The 16,433-nt window shown below is 32.0% G+C and carries 17 protein-coding genes; 4 read left to right on the top strand and 13 right to left on the bottom strand.

The window, feature by feature from the left end:
* Positions 1-68 precede the first annotated feature (68 nt).
* Positions 69-716, bottom strand: coding sequence for a Bax inhibitor-1/YccA family protein (locus LQ694_RS03785; protein WP_049319944.1), 648 nt, complete (start codon positions 714-716; stop codon positions 69-71).
* A 316-nt stretch (positions 717-1,032) separates the two neighbouring features.
* On the opposite strand from LQ694_RS03785, the gene LQ694_RS03780 reads away from it, so the two are divergent.
* A complete protein-coding gene (locus LQ694_RS03780) occupies positions 1,033-1,842 on the top strand; it encodes a LysM peptidoglycan-binding domain-containing protein (RefSeq protein ID WP_167811930.1) in 810 nt (269 codons plus the stop codon).
* A 297-nt stretch (positions 1,843-2,139) separates the two neighbouring features.
* Here the strand turns inward: LQ694_RS03780 and LQ694_RS03775 are convergent, their stop codons facing one another.
* The 7 genes from LQ694_RS03775 to LQ694_RS03745 all read right to left on the bottom strand — a co-directional run bounded on the left by LQ694_RS03775 (position 2,140) and on the right by LQ694_RS03745 (position 9,392).
* Positions 2,140-3,138, bottom strand: a complete 999-nt coding sequence (locus tag LQ694_RS03775) for an inorganic phosphate transporter (RefSeq protein ID WP_048541261.1) — start codon at positions 3,136-3,138, stop codon at positions 2,140-2,142.
* A gap of 13 nt (positions 3,139-3,151) precedes the next feature.
* Entirely contained in the window at positions 3,152-3,769 is a 618-nt protein-coding gene (locus LQ694_RS03770) for a DUF47 domain-containing protein (protein WP_037590003.1), read from the bottom strand.
* Between the two features lie 208 nt (positions 3,770-3,977).
* Positions 3,978-5,912 carry an FtsX-like permease family protein gene (locus LQ694_RS03765; protein WP_058612705.1) on the bottom strand — a complete coding sequence of 645 codons (1,935 nt, stop codon included), beginning with the start codon at positions 5,910-5,912 and terminating at the stop codon, positions 3,978-3,980.
* Complete coding sequence (locus LQ694_RS03760; RefSeq protein ID WP_048541263.1) at positions 5,902-6,663, bottom strand: ABC transporter ATP-binding protein; 762 nt, start codon at positions 6,661-6,663, stop codon at positions 5,902-5,904. The genes LQ694_RS03765 and LQ694_RS03760 overlap by 11 nt, the downstream gene beginning before the upstream one ends.
* Before the next feature lie 49 nt (positions 6,664-6,712).
* Complete coding sequence (locus tag LQ694_RS03755) at positions 6,713-7,774, bottom strand: sensor histidine kinase (protein WP_196968353.1); 1,062 nt, start codon at positions 7,772-7,774, stop codon at positions 6,713-6,715.
* 1 nt (position 7,775) lies between these two features.
* Positions 7,776-8,459 carry a response regulator transcription factor gene (locus LQ694_RS03750; RefSeq protein ID WP_058612707.1) on the bottom strand — a complete coding sequence of 228 codons (684 nt, stop codon included), beginning with the start codon at positions 8,457-8,459 and terminating at the stop codon, positions 7,776-7,778.
* Positions 8,460-8,468: 9 nt separating this feature from the next.
* Complete coding sequence (locus LQ694_RS03745) at positions 8,469-9,392, bottom strand: NAD-dependent epimerase/dehydratase family protein (RefSeq protein WP_058612708.1); 924 nt, start codon at positions 9,390-9,392, stop codon at positions 8,469-8,471.
* A gap of 118 nt (positions 9,393-9,510) precedes the next feature.
* On the opposite strand from LQ694_RS03745, the gene LQ694_RS03740 reads away from it, so the two are divergent.
* Positions 9,511-10,014, top strand: a complete 504-nt coding sequence (locus tag LQ694_RS03740) for a GNAT family N-acetyltransferase (RefSeq protein ID WP_048541269.1) — start codon at positions 9,511-9,513, stop codon at positions 10,012-10,014.
* Positions 10,015-10,058: 44 nt separating this feature from the next.
* Here LQ694_RS03740 and LQ694_RS03735 read toward each other — a convergent pair whose 3' ends face one another.
* The 5 genes from LQ694_RS03735 to LQ694_RS03715 form a co-directional block, all read right to left on the bottom strand.
* Positions 10,059-11,093 carry an alpha/beta hydrolase gene (locus tag LQ694_RS03735; protein ID WP_058612709.1) on the bottom strand — a complete coding sequence of 345 codons (1,035 nt, stop codon included), beginning with the start codon at positions 11,091-11,093 and terminating at the stop codon, positions 10,059-10,061.
* Between the two features lie 47 nt (positions 11,094-11,140).
* A complete protein-coding gene (locus tag LQ694_RS03730; protein ID WP_196968352.1) occupies positions 11,141-12,205 on the bottom strand; it encodes a YkvI family membrane protein in 1,065 nt (354 codons plus the stop codon).
* 134 nt (positions 12,206-12,339) lie between these two features.
* Positions 12,340-13,770 (bottom strand): MDR family MFS transporter, encoded by a 1,431-nt coding sequence (locus LQ694_RS03725; protein WP_096791937.1) that lies wholly within the window; start codon positions 13,768-13,770, stop codon positions 12,340-12,342.
* 73 nt (positions 13,771-13,843) lie between these two features.
* Positions 13,844-14,341, bottom strand: coding sequence for a hypothetical protein (locus tag LQ694_RS03720; RefSeq protein ID WP_037590018.1), 498 nt, complete (start codon positions 14,339-14,341; stop codon positions 13,844-13,846).
* A gap of 117 nt (positions 14,342-14,458) precedes the next feature.
* Positions 14,459-14,773, bottom strand: a complete 315-nt coding sequence (locus LQ694_RS03715) for a CHY zinc finger protein (RefSeq protein ID WP_058612301.1) — start codon at positions 14,771-14,773, stop codon at positions 14,459-14,461.
* A 137-nt stretch (positions 14,774-14,910) separates the two neighbouring features.
* Between LQ694_RS03715 and LQ694_RS03710 the strand changes: the two genes are divergently transcribed.
* Both LQ694_RS03710 and LQ694_RS03705 read left to right on the top strand, forming a co-directional pair.
* Positions 14,911-15,210, top strand: coding sequence for an ArsR/SmtB family transcription factor (locus tag LQ694_RS03710; protein ID WP_058612302.1), 300 nt, complete (start codon positions 14,911-14,913; stop codon positions 15,208-15,210).
* Positions 15,211-15,229: 19 nt separating this feature from the next.
* Entirely contained in the window at positions 15,230-16,174 is a 945-nt protein-coding gene (locus LQ694_RS03705) for a cation diffusion facilitator family transporter (protein WP_058612303.1), read from the top strand.
* Positions 16,175-16,433: the final 259 nt, after the last annotated feature.

Genomic DNA, 16,433 nt, shown 5'->3' with positions numbered 1-16,433 from the left:
TTACATCTGGCAAAGTTTACAAATCAAAAAATGTCTGAGACACGATGATTGCCTCAGACTTGTTAAGTTTAATCTTTTAAAATACTTGCGAGTCTTAATATGTGCATGATGATGTTGAGTAAATTAATAAACAAATTAAAGCCCATCTCTCTAGGAGAGAAGTTCCCTAGTTTCATACGGTTAAAATCATACACAGTATAAAGTAGAAACAGTCCAATGCCTATTACAGATAACACTGTATGGAAAATAGGATTATGGATGAATATACCTAATAAACTTGCGAAGATTAACGCAATTAATGTTACAAATAAATATTTTCCTAAACCTGAGGCATCATCAATCATAAAGTAACCGAGTATACCAAAAGCAGCAAATGCACCAATTGCTAAGGCAATATTGCCATAAAACGCTTGTGTACCTAATGCGCCTAAATAATACATAAAGGCTGTATATGAAATCACACCGATAAAGAATGCATATATATTTGAAATTAAACCGCCAAATTTTCTAGACGATTTTACAAATAATGAAATCATAATGAGTACAAACAATCCAATTGTAATTGGTAAATGTAATGCAGGTGGTACGAATTGACCTACATATGTCCCAACTCCAAAGATTACCCAATAATATAAGAAGTATAGCCATGTTTTTCTAATGGCTGAACCATGAGTATCTGTATGTTGATAAGATGCATATTGGTTATCATAATTCATCTTTAATCATTCCTTTTTATAACGTAATACCAACATTTTACATGCTATTTCTCTATATATCAAACGTCATGTCTTCTATAAATTGTAACATTCACCATACATACATAAATTACCATATTCCATATAGAAGCGCTCACAACGGTTTTGGCGCACTTCAATCAATGTAAAAAAGCAAAAATTAATTATTGTGTTTTTATTACAAAGTGATTACATCAGGTACATACAATATTATTTTTGTTACCATTACGTGTATAGAAGAAAGTTCATTTTAGTATTCTGTTTTTATATATTATATATACCTAAGGAGGATAAGCCTTTGAAAAAATTTGCATTCGCAGTAACAGCTGTTTCTGGTGTTGCAGCTATAGCAGCTCATAACGACGCCGAAGCTTCAACTCAACATACTGTAAAAAATGGTGAATCTTTATGGATGATTGCAGACCAATATGGTGTATCTGTTAATCAACTGAAATCTAGTAACAATATTTCAGGAAATATGATTTTCCCAGGGCAAGTCATTACTGTAAACGGAAGTAGTTCTACGGGAGGAAGCGGTTCTCAAGAAACAGCAACTTCAGGATCTACATACACAGTTAAAAGCGGTGACTCATTAGCAGTAATCGCACAACAAAACGGTGTTACAGTTGACCAACTAATGAAATCAAATAATTTACAAGGTTATATTATCTATCCTGGTCAAACTTTAAAAATTGCTGGTGGAAGCGGTAGTGATACTTCAACTGCTCCTTCAAATAACACACAACCTACTCAAACAGGTGGCAATAAATCTTTCAATGACCAAAACTTATATGACTGGGGTCAATGTACATATTACGTATTTGATCGCAGAACACAAGCTGGTAGTTCAATCAGCACATACTGGGGAGATGCTAAATATTGGGCAGGCGCAGCACAAGCTGACGGTTTCCGAGTAGACGGTACTCCTGAAGTAGGTTCAATTATGCAATCTACAGCTGGACAATATGGTCACGTATCATATGTAGAATCTATTAACGCAGACGGAAGTCTATTAATTTCAGAAATGAACTATAATACGCCTCCAGGTGTTAAGGATTACAGAACAGTACCAGCATCTCAAGTATATAACTATTCATATATTCATTAATAAAAAAACCAGTTCAGAAGACGAACTGGTTTTTTCTATGCAGAAAATTAGATTGTGGTTGTTAGAGTTCGCTAACTATCATTATTTCGAATTCTGGTAATTAGAATGCTGTAACTTCCATTATTCTGAATTGTGGTAATTAGCGCGTACTCATTAAGGGACATTTCTCGGAATTCTGTCCCTAACCCTGAACAAATCCACTCAAAAGCTCAGCTAACAATATATTCCTCATAATCTTCTCATTTTTCCATACAAAAAAACATCCAAACTTAACGAGTTGGATGTTTTGATGATTTATTATACGAATAAAGCACAAATATGATAAATGATGAAAGAAAGGATAATTGATACTGGTAAAGTTATAATCCAAGTAATAATCATTCTTTGTGCTGTTGTCCATTTAACACCTTTAACACGTTGTGATGAACCTACACCTAAAATAGATGAAGATACGACGTGTGTAGTTGATACTGGTAAGTGAATGAAAGTAGCACCAAAAATGACAAATGCTGATGATAAGTCAGCTGCTACACCGTTAGCTGGACGGATTTTCATAATGTTTCCTCCAACTGTTTTGATAATTTTCCATCCACCTACTGCAGTTCCAAGGCCCATTGCAGTAGCACAACTTATTTTAACCCATAATTCAATATCTGTTGTAGATTGCATATTAGCTGAAATAAGTGCCATTGTAATGATACCCATTGCTTTCTGAGCATCATTTGTACCGTGTGAGAATGCTTGTAAAGCTGCTGTACCAATTTGGATAAATCTAAAGTTTCTGTTCGTTCTTGTTAAATTATTATTTTTAAATACGACTTTGAAAATAGAATATACAATGAAACCAACGATAAACGCTAAAATTGGTGATGCAATTAAAGCTAATATAATTTTTGAAAATCCTTGGTAATGTAATATTCCAAATCCTGCAGAAGCAATAGCTGCACCTGCAATTGACCCTATTAATGCATGTGAAGATGAACTTGGAATCCCGAAATACCAAGTAATAAGGTTCCATGCTATAGCAGAAATCAATGCTGCTAAAATAACGATTGAACCATTTTCTAATTTAAACGGATCGACAATATCTTTAGCAATTGTTTGTGCTACACCAGTTGCCATTAATGCCCCAACAAAGTTCATAACCGCTGCTAAAATAATTGCATGTCGTGGTTTAAGTGCTTTTGTAGATACTGCTGTAGCGATTGCATTGGCTGTATCATGGAAACCATTAATAAAGTCAAAAAGTAACGCACACACAACAATAGCTACGGTAATAATGAGTAAACTATCCATTTTTTAAAACTCCTTAGCTATTTTTCATAATAATTTGTTCTAATTTGTTTGCTACTAATTGACATTTATCTGCTACATCTTCTAGAGATTCATAAATATCTTTAATTTTTATTAATGTTACTGGATCTGTTTCACTGTTGAAAATATATTTAATTGATTGTCTTAAAATACCATCACAATTCGTTTCATATTCTTTAATGTTGATAGAATGTACACGAATGTGTGAGAATTTCTTCTCAGCTACTAACGTTACAGCGATTTCAATTTCTTTAATTGCTGCTTGTATATTTTTCACGAATTCTGCCATGTATTCATCTGAATAACTGATAGAGTACATTTCAAACATTGCTGACGTTTCTTCCATTTCATCTAATACATCATCTAATGCATCACATAATTCTAAAATGTCTTCTCTTTCAATTGGTGTAATGAAAGTTTGATTTAAATCAGTAATCATTTGGTGCATAAGATCATCACCATTAGACTCATAGGCTTTAATTTTATCTGAATAAGCTTTTAAGTCGAAATCTGAATCAAAATCCATTTCTCCAAATTCAACTGATGCGCGACTTAAATTCTCAGCTATAGCTTCTAACTGAATACCAAACTTATCCTTTTTCTTATTAAACATTAGTAATCCTCCCAAAATTTACATCATAATTTATGTAATTACTCTTTCATTGTACTCTTTCAAAATGAATTCGACCACAGTTTATTAATTTATTTTTGAAAATTTAATTTGTCTGTAAACTTTACGTAAACACAAAGTTCACATTGGTACTTTATAACACAAAAAAAGGCTAATGACAAGCACTAGCCTTTATTTTAAATTTTTATTTTTAAAGTACTCTTTGAATCACGCGTTTAGAGTGGATATACGCTAAGAAAGCAAACAGTATATAGATTAATGAATAAAGTGACATTACGATCAGCACTGGTGTATAGAATGATTGCCCCATAAAGAACCAAGCTGATTTAGCTGCGAAATATCCATGACATAATCCTATGATTAATGGTAATGCAAAGTTAAAGCCAATTTTTAGTGCAATACCTTTAGACATATCTTTAGATGTATAGCCTAACTTTCTTAAAATAATGTAGTTTGATGTTTCATCTTCCGTTTCATCAATTTGTTTGATGTAGATGATACATCCTGTAGATAGTAAGAATGCGATACCTAAGAACCCAAGAATAAATAGCATAACACCAAGGCTACTTTTAGAATCATTGTAAATTTCATGATATGACATAGATGACTCGGTTTTACTTTGTAACTTACTAAAGATTTTTTCTGCTTTCTTAACATCTTTATCATTTGTTAAGTTCACACCAAATTGCTGATTCATGTCATCATTTTTAGCTTCATGTTTTTTCATTTGGTCGAATGTGTGATCTGACACAACATAAACAGGTGCATTATAAGAAACCATTGAAGATAAATAAGTTTCTTTACTTATAGATTTCACTTTAAGATGATGAGTTTCATCACCCATTTTGTAAGACATTCTTTCTTCATCATTCACAGTGACAACTTTATCAAGAATATCACTGTATCCTACGATTGCTACTTCATCATCTTTCAATTTTAAATCTTTAAATTCAGATGATTTAGCAACTGTTGATGGTGACTCAGGCGCTTTACCAGTTGTTTGATTAGCATTCTTCAGCACTTTTCTGTCATCAATGACATAACGCGCTATGTTATAATTACGCTCTTTATATTGGATATGTTCAGCATCTAAGGCATTTTTAAATTGTTGATTAGCATCTCTATTTACAAAAATATAATCATCTGGTGCCGTGCTTCGAGCTGTTTCTTCGGCATTGTAATATTGCACGTAACTTAACGCTAGCAGACCAACTGACATAGCTGACACAATTGCGATAATCGTAAGAGATAAAGCATTTGTTTTCATTTTGTGCATAATAGATGAAGTTGAAACAACATCTGTTACGCTTAACATACCTTTTTTATATTTACGAATTGTATTAAATATCAGTGAAATTGAACATCTGAAGAGCAAGTATGCACCCACTATTGTTAAGAATAATATTGTGAGCATTCTTATATATAATGTTGTCATTCCTGCATTACTAAGATTATCGAACATGACACTTGATAAATAGTAGCCACTAACGATCATGACGATACCAATTGCACCAAAAATCAATTCATATAGTTTAATTTTCTTAATTTTAGTATCTGTAGCATTGTATTCATGCATAAGTGCTAAAATTGTTTTTCTCTTAATAAATATTGCATTTTGAAAAGCGATAATGATATAAACTGCAATCATAAGTACAATCGTTTGAATGAAAGCTTCTATGCTAAAATTCAAATGCGCTTCTTGTTGGATACCGATGATTTTATATAAAATCATCAATAATATTTTGGATGAGAAAAATCCTAACATAGATCCAATTACAGCTGTTAATGTGAATAATACAAAGTTTTCTAAAGCAAATATTTTAAAGACTTCACGTTTTGTCATACCAATTAATTGGTACAACCCAATTTCTCTAGATCTTCTCTTTATAAAGAGTTTGTTTGCATAAAGTAGAAATATAACGATGATAATCGTCAGTATTGTTACACCTACTTTAATAGCTGCACCAACTCTTATACCAGATTGAACACTATTTAAATCTTCAGAGAACCTTAACGTGACAAATCCGAAAAAGAGCATGACACTCATCGTTATTGAAAAGACATACATACTATAATGTCGAATGTTTCGTCTTAAATTCTTAATAACAATTTGATTAAAGCTCATTTACAACACCACCTAACACACTTTGTGTTTTGATGATTTCTTTGTAAAAAGTCTCTCTATCATCGTCTCCTTTATAAAGTTCAGAATAAATTTTACCATCTTTTAAGAATATGACTCTGTTTGAATAACTTGCTGCTGATGAATCATGTGTAACCATTACAATTGTTGATTGTGTTGTCTGATTCATTTGATTTAATTTGTTAAGTAAATCTGATGCAGATTTAGAATCTAATGCACCAGTAGGCTCATCAGCAAATATAATAGATGGCTGTGCTATAAATGCCCTTGCTGCTGAAGTCCTCTGCTTTTGACCACCAGAGATTTCACTAGGATATTTATTTTGTATATCTAAAATACCTAACGCCTTGCTAATTTCTTCAAATCTAATTTGCGCTTCTTTTTTAGAAACTTTTTGAATCGTTAGTGGTAACATAATATTTTCTTGCACGGTAAGCGTATTAAGCAAATTATATTCTTGGAATATAAATCCGAGCTCTTTTTTTCTGAAATTAGACATTTGTCTATTATTCATGTTTTGTAGTTGATGACCATTTATTTCAATTTGCCCCGTTGTCGCATAATCGATGGAACTTAATACATTTAAAAGTGTCGTCTTTCCTGAACCAGATGGACCCATAATACTAATGAATTCACCTTTTTCAACAGTCATATCTATTTGTTTCAACACTTCTTGTTGATTCTTTTTAGAACCATAAACTTTAACGAGTTGTTCAGTTTTTAATATACTCATATTCAAAACTCCTTTGAAATTTGTTTATGATTCCATAATATAGCCTTTTTTACGATTCTTCCTTTGATTCATCGTACATTTTTAAGTTTGAAGTGACATTATTGTCACTTGCCTGTTCTATTGTTGTTAAATCATTTGGTTGAGGAAAAATAAGCAATACAGTCGTACCTTCACCATAAGTAGATTTAACATTGACTTTAATACTTAATCCTTCAGTAATCTCTTTAACTAAATAAAGTCCCATTCCAGTGGCTGTTGACTCACGCCTATTTGTCGTTGAAGTAAAGCCCCTTTCAAAAATACGTGGTAAATCTCTCACTTTAATACCTCGCCCAAAATCTTGAATTTTCAAGTATGTTTGATCGTGCTGCTCATAAGTTGAAATGATAATATCTTTATTCTCAGTATATTTCAGAGCATTACTTATCAGCTGTCTAATGACAGTACGACACCATTTCTCATCTGTATAAACTTTTTCGTCTTCAATTTGTATATCATACCCTATGCCTTTAGCCATGCTGATATTGCGTGCATGTTGAATCTCTTTAATAACCATTTCTTTTATATCATAATGACCAAAATAAAAATCGTTACCTTTAGAGCTTAAACGTCTAATATAAAGTTGTTGATCCAATAAGTAGTCGATTCTACTCCACTCATATAATAAATTCTTTTTTAGAGCTTGTTCTTCGATTTGATCTAGTAATAATTTCATTGCGGTTATGGGTGTTTTGACTTCATGTATCCAATCTAATAAATCATTTTTAGTTGCTTGTATTTCTTTATTTTGATTATGAATAGTACGTCTCGTACGCTCATCATAAAGTTGAATATAATCAAAAACAATCTTTTCATAAGTTGATTGATTCAATTCTTTATGTTCAATTTCTTTAATCGGCATATCATTTTTTAATGCGCTATAAAATCTTGTTTCGCGCGTGTAAATCAACCATATAAACACGATAAAAATAATCAAATTTATACCAATTAAGTATAAAGCGCTTTTAAAAGAAAAGGCTACATCTAACCAACTTGTTAACAGTATAATTGCCTGCATGACTAAAAAAAGTAATATCCAAATCCATCTTTCTTTCAGAAATGACTTAATCATTTTATCCCTCCGGCTCGTGCGCTATATAGCCTTTACCTACTTTAGTTTCAATTAAATCATTGAAGCCAATTTCAGTAAGTTTCTTTCTTAATCGATTAACATTAACCGTTAATGTATTGTCACTCACAAATTGTTCATCATCCCATAAAGCAGTGATAATCGTATCTCTACTCACGATTTCATTCTTATGATTAAGCAGAATTTCTAAAATAAACATTTCATTTTTAGTTAACGAAATTTCAATGTCATTCTTTTCAATAATATGTTTACCGTAATCCACTCGCGCTTTATGCCATAATTTAATTCTAGGCTCATCTTTATTATATTGATAAACTCTTCTATAAATTGCTTGTAGTTTAGCAACTAACACTTCCGTGTGAAATGGTTTCTGTATAAAGTCATCAGCACCCAGTTCCATACTCATGACTTGGTCCATCGGGTGATCCCTTGAAGATAAGAATACAATCGGTATATTGGACTGTTTTCTTATCGCACGACACCAATAGAATCCATCATATTGAGGTAACTGTATATCTATAATGACCATGTCTGGTTGCAATGTTTTATATTCTTCAAACACGGCACCAAAATCATTTATGCCATGTACTGACCAATCCCATTTTTCTAGTTGTTGCTTCATAGCATTAAATAAAGTTTCATCATCTTCAATTATTAGTAATTCCATACTATCCCTCTACTTTGTATATTTTTTAACTTCTCCCGCTATACTGCGCAGTTGAAAATCTTTAATTCTACAATCAACTTCGAATCCCTTCATCGTTACATTATGAATAGGTGCTTGTGATAAATAATATATACTCCAAGGTAATCTTGGTACATAATTAAATAAATGAACTATAAACTCATTTGTTAACCTTAACTTTCTAAATTCTAACATGCCGTTATCTTCATACAAATCTACAGTAAGTGAACCGCCAATAACTTTGAACTGTATAATATCTTCATCAATATTTGGATGTACTCTTTTTAATTTTAATAATGGTTTACTGCGATGTTGAAAATAAACATAATAAATATCTCCAATTAACTCTGTTCTCACTAACGTTCCACTAGTCTCTTGTAACCACTGAAAATAGTATTTCACAACATCCTCTAAATCCCATTTATAAGGAATAGGCATTCTATCAACGCTTCTAACGTCATCAATTTTAGACTTTTGTAATTCTATCGATACAGCTGGTCGCTTAATAGATTGTTCTGTCACTTGAACTTCAATACCGGTTGAACTTAATATTTCCATCGTTTCTATATCAAAAGGCGAACCTTTAATATATATAATTTTTTTAACATTATTTACTTTACATGCTTTTGCCATATTATGACTCGCAATGATGTTTAAATTACGGGCAGTACTTTGTGTTAACTTTGCTGATTTCTTGTTTGGATCTAAATAATAAATTGCAATATCTATATTTTTCAATGCTTCAATCATATCTTTAATTACAAAAATATCACATTTTCTCCAAGTAACTTCATCATCTATCATATCTGATTCATACTTTGTAATCGTATAAAGATTTCCGATATCTTTTAACGTACTGATTAAATGCTTGCCTATATACCCTGATCCACCTGAGATGAGTACATTCGCTTTCATTTTAAGCACTCCTTTATATTCGGACTTTACATATGTGTTATACTGTTTATAACTTATTGTTTAATTACCATAAATATACCACTGTTTGTAATTTATAAATAGAAATAGGAGACATTTTATGAAAGAAATCATACGCGAAATTCGAATAAATGATGTTGAAGACTTTAATAAATTGTTAGATAGCGTGATTAACCAATCCGAATATTTACTATTTAATCCAGGTGAGCATCAAATATCTATACAGAACCAAACTTTATTTCTAGAAGAAATGATTACGACAAGTAACTCTACAATCATTGTTGCGGAATTAAATGACACATTAATTGGTTATGTAACTATTCAAGGTGGCAAAACGAATCGAAATCGTCATGCTGCTAAAATTGCAATGGGTCTACTTCCGACATTTAGAAATAAAGGGATTGGATATAAACTATTACAAGAAACTGAAGCTTGGGCGGTGAGAAGACAACTGCATAGACTAGAGTTAACAGTCGTTACGGAGAATGAACCTGCATACCGATTATATGAGAAATTTGGTTTTAAAGTAGAAGGAAAGAAAGAACAAACATTGTATTTTAATGATAAATATTACGATGAATTTATGATGGCAAAATTATTATAAAAAAGGCAAACTCATCACGTATTTCGCGTAGTTTGCCTTTTTTATTATTCATCTTTTTTAATCACTGTTTCAGAATCTTGGTTTGCATTATTTTCATATGGTGACTGTTTCGTATTAGCCCCTAGAAACATCATGACATTATTGTAATTCTTCTTAGATTCCTTCAAGTTCATATGGAATTGGTATTGATGACGTAAACCGTGCGTACCATCAAAGAATGTTGTAGTCGTTTGAACACCTTGCTTTTTAAGGACTTCATCAAATTCTCTATTTTGTGGATCAAATGGGTCAGCATCTCCAACCGTTAAAAATGTAGGTGGATAATCTTTTGTAACTTGATCAACAGTAGATAGTTGATTAATTCTCGCAAAGTTCTGTTCCCATTCCTTAGTACCCGTATAACTCGTCATAAATAAATCAATTCTAGGAAACTCTGTAGATCTTACAGTTTGCATATTATATAACCCACCAAACAGAATGGCAGCTTTTAAATAGTCTTTTTTTATACTTGGCTTCATACGCATTTGTTGTTGCAATTTATCATTTGTTTGTAAAGCCACATATTGACTGGCAATTTGGGCACCTGCAGAATCTCCGCCATATACGATTTGTCTGTAATCGATATTAAATTTATTTCTATGTTTTAATGTATATTTAGTAGCTTGATCTAATTGCTGTATTGGTGTCGGATATTGGTAATCAGGTGCTAAAGCATAATTAACATTTACGATGATATATCCTTTTTCAGCAATTTGTGCTAAGTATGGATTCTTATGTCTTTTGTCTCCCGCAATAAAACCACCACCATGCGTCCAAAAAATAACTGGCAATTTCTCACCTTTTTTCATTTTTGAAGGCATAATAATATCCATTTGACTATTTGGTGCACTGTGTCCATAAGATACATCACGTATCAATTTTACTTTCTTATTGTTTAGTAATAATTGATTGGCTCTTTGAGCTTGTAATTGTGCTTCCCTTTGCTTATGTTCCTGATATTTGTTATAACCGTAAAACCCACTTACAACAACGATGATCGCTACAATCAAAATAAACAATCGTCGTTTTTTCCTTTTCATATGTTCACTTCCTCATGTAAGAAGATAGTTTAACATATTCAATTATTTTATGCGATATGTTTTTTGTTATCTCTTTTACGACTAATATATTTAACAACAATTGCAGCACAAATCACTAAACCTATAACACCCATAGCTGGATATAATTTATCAATAAGTGATGAGAAACCTACAAAGCTTAAGCCATAAGCGAGAACCATAGATATCGTCAATAATACAACGTATTTTTTAGAAAACGGTACAGTAAATCTTGCCGTAAATGAGTACATAAGTCCTAAAATCGTGTTGTACATAACCATAAGCATAATCACTGATAATGCAAACCCAATAATAGGTGAAATTGTTCTAGCGAGTTCTAACGTTGGTATCTCAATATCTTTAATATTAGGATATTCAACTAATAATCCAGCATTGATAAGTGCTAATAAAATTAAATAAATCACTCCACCTATAATGCCACCTAAGCCTGAAATACGTCGCTTATCAGCATCTCCACCAATGGCAATTAATGTACTAAATCCTACTGAGAAGGCTAAACCACCATAAATAAATCCTTGAACAATTCCCCAGAAAAGACTTGGTGATTCAACCGTATCGTTAATTTCAGATATGCCTACTTGGCCATTCACAAAGAAGTAACCTGCTATTATTAAAATAACAATGATTAAAAACGGTGTTACGACACCTAGTGCTTTTACAATTTTATCGAAGTCTAATAAAAGTGTGACATATATAACAATACACATAATTAAAGCACCTAACCAAGTTGGCACTCCAAAGCTTTCATTAAATGCTGATCCAGCGCCAGCTATCATCGTTACTGATATACCGAATAAGAAAAATATTAATACATAATCTATAACGATACCTGCTTTACCAAATAAATAATTAATCGTTGAGCTATGATCATCTGCATCTAATGCCGTACCAATCTTAGCTACTTGTCTACCAAAAAACGCCAACATTATACCAGATATAATAACACCTAAATATCCGTATAAACCATAGTGAGTAAAAAATTTCATCACCTCTTGCCCTGTTGAGAATCCAGCACCTACGACAACCCCAACATAAGCAAATCCTATTTTTGTTGCTTCTTTCAAATTTGACACAAACTTTCCTCCTCATCATTTTGTTCAACATAATGATGTATACCCACTATTCACGAAAGTATTCCAAAAAATGAGCGGGACAGAAATCTAATTTGTACAAATTAGATTTCTGTCCCGCTTTCTATTTAATATCTTTATGAATTATCTTTAATTGATTGACTATAATTTGCTCTTGTAACTGTAAAGCCAACAATAACTGCTAGTGCAAGTAAAATGATACCAAACCAGTATGACTGATGAATACCTTGTGTCATAGCATGATTGATTTGATCAACTGTTGGGTTCTTGATACCTTCTAATGCTGCTCTTTGTCCACCGTTCATAATACTTACAAAAATCGCAATACCTAATGCGCCACCAATTGGCTGTAACATGTTAGATACAGCCGTTCCATGTGGATACATTTCTTTTGGTAAAGCGTTCAATGCATTTGTATTAGCTGGCATCAATACTGCAGAAATACTAATCATTAATATAATATATACAATCACAAATACCCAAACCGAGATACCTGGATGAATTGTTGAATAAAATATTGATACACATAACAATATGATTAAACCTGGTACAACAAGTTTTCTAGGACCAATTTTATCAAATATTGCACCCATAAAAGGTGACAAGAAACCATTTAATAAAGCACCTGGTAACAAGATCAGTCCAGCAACTTTAGCACTGAAACCCATAGGACCTTGCAAATACATTGGCATTACAATTTCAGAAGCAAACATTGTCATAATAACGACTACGAAAATGATAACGCCTTTAGTATAATTGTGATATTTAAACACTGTTAAATCTAATAAAGGTTCTTCTAATTTAAGTTGTCTAAAGACAAATAGTATCATTGTAATGATACCGATGATGAGTGTGATATATATTGAAGGACTTGAGAATCCGCCTTCTGTACTACTCACAGAAGAAACACTATATATAATAGTTGCAATACCAATTGTTGATAAAATGATTGAAAAGACATCAATTTTTGGTCTTGTAACTTCTCCAACGTTTTGTAAATATCTATATGCGAATATAAACGTAAATAGCATGAATGGGATAACGATTAAAAATAACCATCTCCATCCTAAATAATCAACAATAACACCTGATAATGTTGGACCTAATGCTGGTGCAAACATAATGACTAATCCGAATTGCCCCATAATTTTCCCGCGTTCATTTTCATTATAAAGCATGAGCATTGCATTCATGACAGTTGGAATCATAAGCCCCGTTCCAGCTGCTTGAATCATTCTTCCTACTAATAACATTGGGAAATTAATAGCTAACCCCGCAGTTAAAGTCCCGATAGAAAATATTGTTACTAACCCTAAAAATAACCGTCTCGTTGTAAACCATTGATTTACGACTGCTGACAATGGTGTTAGTACACCCATTACTAACATGAAACCAGTTGCCATCCATTGGACAGTTGGTGCATCAACATCAAATACTGACATTAATTCTTTTAATGCAATATTTAAGAGTGTTTCATTTAAAATCATGAAAAATGTACCAACTAAAAAGACAATCATAATTATTTTTCTTTTAAACTGATTCTCCATTTTTTTCTCCTAAATTTTATTTTGTAACTTGTCTATAATGACATAAAAAAGAAACCTAGTCAAAAGACTAGGTTTATGCATTTTGAGATTTGGATAGTTGTGAAAAATCTACCACTACTTGGTCCATTCTCTTCGCTGTTTCTTTCATAATATTTCTAGCAACTTTATTTTCTGGGTCTATCTTAAGTATTTGCTTACTTATATCAAAAGCTTGTTTGTCAGAAAGTAAAGGTTCCGGTATAGCATGTAATAGAAGCATCTGTAATAAACTCTTAACTTCTTTATGATCTGTTAAAATCATCGATCTTTCAGCATGATAATAAGCTGAATGAAATGCGCCATCATGTTCACTATATGGATAAACGTGTAACAAGAACGCTAAGTCATGAAGTTCACTTGTTTCTTCCTTCTTAATACAGTCTAATATAAATGTATAAAACATCGTACTTTCTTCTTCGTGAGCTGCTGAAATAAAGTGTTCTTCAAATTCTAAGAAATCCACTTCGGACATCAATCTATATGCAGTATCAAATTCGCCACTTAATATATGACCTTTAATCAAATCCTTCATTCAATGTCCTCCTTTTCTCTCTATGCAACATTCACATTCTTTTCAATTTTAAAATTTTAAAGTCAAAAATATTATAACATGTTTTGTAATAAATTACCTTTAAAAAAGAAAACCCACTTAAATTTTAAAATATAAATGGTGATGATACTTGCATCGGTGATTAAATCGAGCATCACAATTTGGGCATACCTCTTTTAACATATAATCATTGATAGAAATTGTTTCTTTACAAACCCCACAAAGTATCGCATGTTCATCAAATTCAGATTGATCCCATCTTTTAATGTCATGCTTTTCACATTCATTATGGCACTTGTAACAAGGATAGAATTTATCACAACATTTAAATTTAATAGCGATGATATCAAGTGGCGTATGATAATGTTCACATCTAGATTCATTATCTACAGTTAAGCCATGTATTTTCACCATATTATCCTCCAAAAAATTTACTTTAAGTGAACATCTCATAATTATAGCTGTTTTGTCAATTTATAATGATTTGACATAAATGATAAATTTTAATAAAATTAACATATGAACATATATTCATATGTTAGGAGAATAATATGATTACAAATACTATTTTAGATGACGAAACATTATTACTTGTATCACAAACTTTTAAAGCATTAAGCGATCCGACTCGCGTAAAGATATTACATTTATTATGTACTGGTCGACATTCTGTAGGTTGTATAGCTGAAACACTTTCGCTAAGTCAATCTTCCGTGTCGCACCAATTAAGATTTTTAAAGAATCTTAGGCTTGTTAAATTTGAACGTGAAGGTAAAAGTATTTACTACTCAATAGATGATGATCACGTTATCTTATTATTAAAACAAGCCATCGAGCATGCCAAACATTAACAATATAGGAGGTGTTTTCATGGGACATGAACATCATGGACATGAACACAATCATGTTCATACAAATAATAAAAAAATACTGCTCATTTCATTTATTATCATTGCTGTATTTATGATAGTTGAAGTGATTGGTGGATATATTACAAATAGTTTAGCTTTACTATCTGATGCTGGTCATATGCTAAGCGACGCCATTTCACTCTTTATTGCATTAATGGCATTTAAATTTGGTGAACGTGTTGCAAATAAGAATAAGACATATGGCTATAAGAGATTTGAAATTTTAGCTGCTTTAATTAACGGTGTCTTGTTAATTGTCATTAGTATTTATATCTTTTATGAAGCCATTTCAAGATTCATTGATCCACCAGAAGTCGCTTCAACTGGAATGTTAATTATAAGTACAATCGGTTTACTTGTGAATATATTCATTGCTTGGTTAATGTTTAAAGGATCTGATACGAAAGACAACTTAAACATGCGTGGTGCATTCATTCATGTACTCGGAGATTTATTAGGTTCAGTTGGCGCAATCGTAGCAGCACTCATTATGATTGCATTCGGTTGGAAATTAGCTGACCCGATAGCAAGTGTTATTGTGGCACTATTAATTATTAGAAGCGGATATGGTGTTACAAAGTCTGCATTAAATGTATTGATGGAAGGAACACCATCAAATATCGATGTTCATGAAATATCTGAAACGATCAAGTCGCACCCAGATATAATAGAAGTACATGATTTGCATATATGGTCCATTACAAGTGACTTAACAGCATTAAGTTGCCACGCAGTCGTAGATAAAGATAAGACTGTACAGGAATGCGACAATATAATAGAAGAAATCAATCATAAACTTATTCATAAATCTATACAGCATGCAACAATCCAATTAGAAACACCAGATCATCAACATGACAGTTCCCTACTCTGTTGCATGGAACAAACAGAACACGTACATTAGAAAAACTAGTACATTTAGGTATATATACCTAATTTGTTCTAGTTTTTTTACTTTATATAATTTGGTATAGGAATCTCTCTCAGTCTTCGTGCGATACACCCTTATTTTGTACCTTAGCACACGATATCTCTCAGTCTTCGTGCGATACCCCCTGATTTTGTACCTTAGCGCACGATATCTCTCAGTCTTCGTGCGATACACCCTTATTTTGTACCTTAGCGCACGATATCTTTCAGTCTTCGTGCGATACACCTGGATT

Origin of the sequence: Mammaliicoccus sp. P-M58, assembly GCF_022386165.1 — a bacterium.
GTDB classification, from domain to species: Bacteria; Bacillota; Bacilli; order Staphylococcales; family Staphylococcaceae; genus Mammaliicoccus; species Mammaliicoccus sciuri.
The sequence above is the reverse complement of the archived record's forward strand: the minus strand, read 5'-3'. Positions and strand labels throughout refer to the sequence as shown.

What these genes read in the sequence shown, in the direction of transcription:
- LQ694_RS03785 (WP_049319944.1), bottom strand. Translation starts at nt 716, where the DNA reads ATGAATTATGATAACCAATATGCATCTTATCAACATACAGATACTCAT.
- LQ694_RS03775 (WP_048541261.1), bottom strand. Translation starts at nt 3,138, where the DNA reads ATGGATAGTTTACTCATTATTACCGTAGCTATTGTTGTGTGTGCGTTA.
- LQ694_RS03770 (WP_037590003.1), bottom strand. Translation starts at nt 3,769, where the DNA reads ATGTTTAATAAGAAAAAGGATAAGTTTGGTATTCAGTTAGAAGCTATA.
- LQ694_RS03765 (WP_058612705.1), bottom strand. Translation starts at nt 5,912, where the DNA reads ATGAGCTTTAATCAAATTGTTATTAAGAATTTAAGACGAAACATTCGA.
- LQ694_RS03760 (WP_048541263.1), bottom strand. Translation starts at nt 6,663, where the DNA reads ATGAGTATATTAAAAACTGAACAACTCGTTAAAGTTTATGGTTCTAAA.
- LQ694_RS03755 (WP_196968353.1), bottom strand. Translation starts at nt 7,774, where the DNA reads ATGATTAAGTCATTTCTGAAAGAAAGATGGATTTGGATATTACTTTTT.
- LQ694_RS03750 (WP_058612707.1), bottom strand. Translation starts at nt 8,459, where the DNA reads ATGGAATTACTAATAATTGAAGATGATGAAACTTTATTTAATGCTATG.
- LQ694_RS03745 (WP_058612708.1), bottom strand. Translation starts at nt 9,392, where the DNA reads ATGAAAGCGAATGTACTCATCTCAGGTGGATCAGGGTATATAGGCAAG.
- LQ694_RS03740 (WP_048541269.1), top strand. Translation starts at nt 9,511, where the DNA reads ATGAAAGAAATCATACGCGAAATTCGAATAAATGATGTTGAAGACTTT.
- LQ694_RS03735 (WP_058612709.1), bottom strand. Translation starts at nt 11,093, where the DNA reads ATGAAAAGGAAAAAACGACGATTGTTTATTTTGATTGTAGCGATCATC.
- LQ694_RS03725 (WP_096791937.1), bottom strand. Translation starts at nt 13,770, where the DNA reads ATGGAGAATCAGTTTAAAAGAAAAATAATTATGATTGTCTTTTTAGTT.
- LQ694_RS03720 (WP_037590018.1), bottom strand. Translation starts at nt 14,341, where the DNA reads ATGAAGGATTTGATTAAAGGTCATATATTAAGTGGCGAATTTGATACT.
- LQ694_RS03715 (WP_058612301.1), bottom strand. Translation starts at nt 14,773, where the DNA reads ATGGTGAAAATACATGGCTTAACTGTAGATAATGAATCTAGATGTGAA.
- LQ694_RS03710 (WP_058612302.1), top strand. Translation starts at nt 14,911, where the DNA reads ATGATTACAAATACTATTTTAGATGACGAAACATTATTACTTGTATCA.
- LQ694_RS03705 (WP_058612303.1), top strand. Translation starts at nt 15,230, where the DNA reads ATGGGACATGAACATCATGGACATGAACACAATCATGTTCATACAAAT.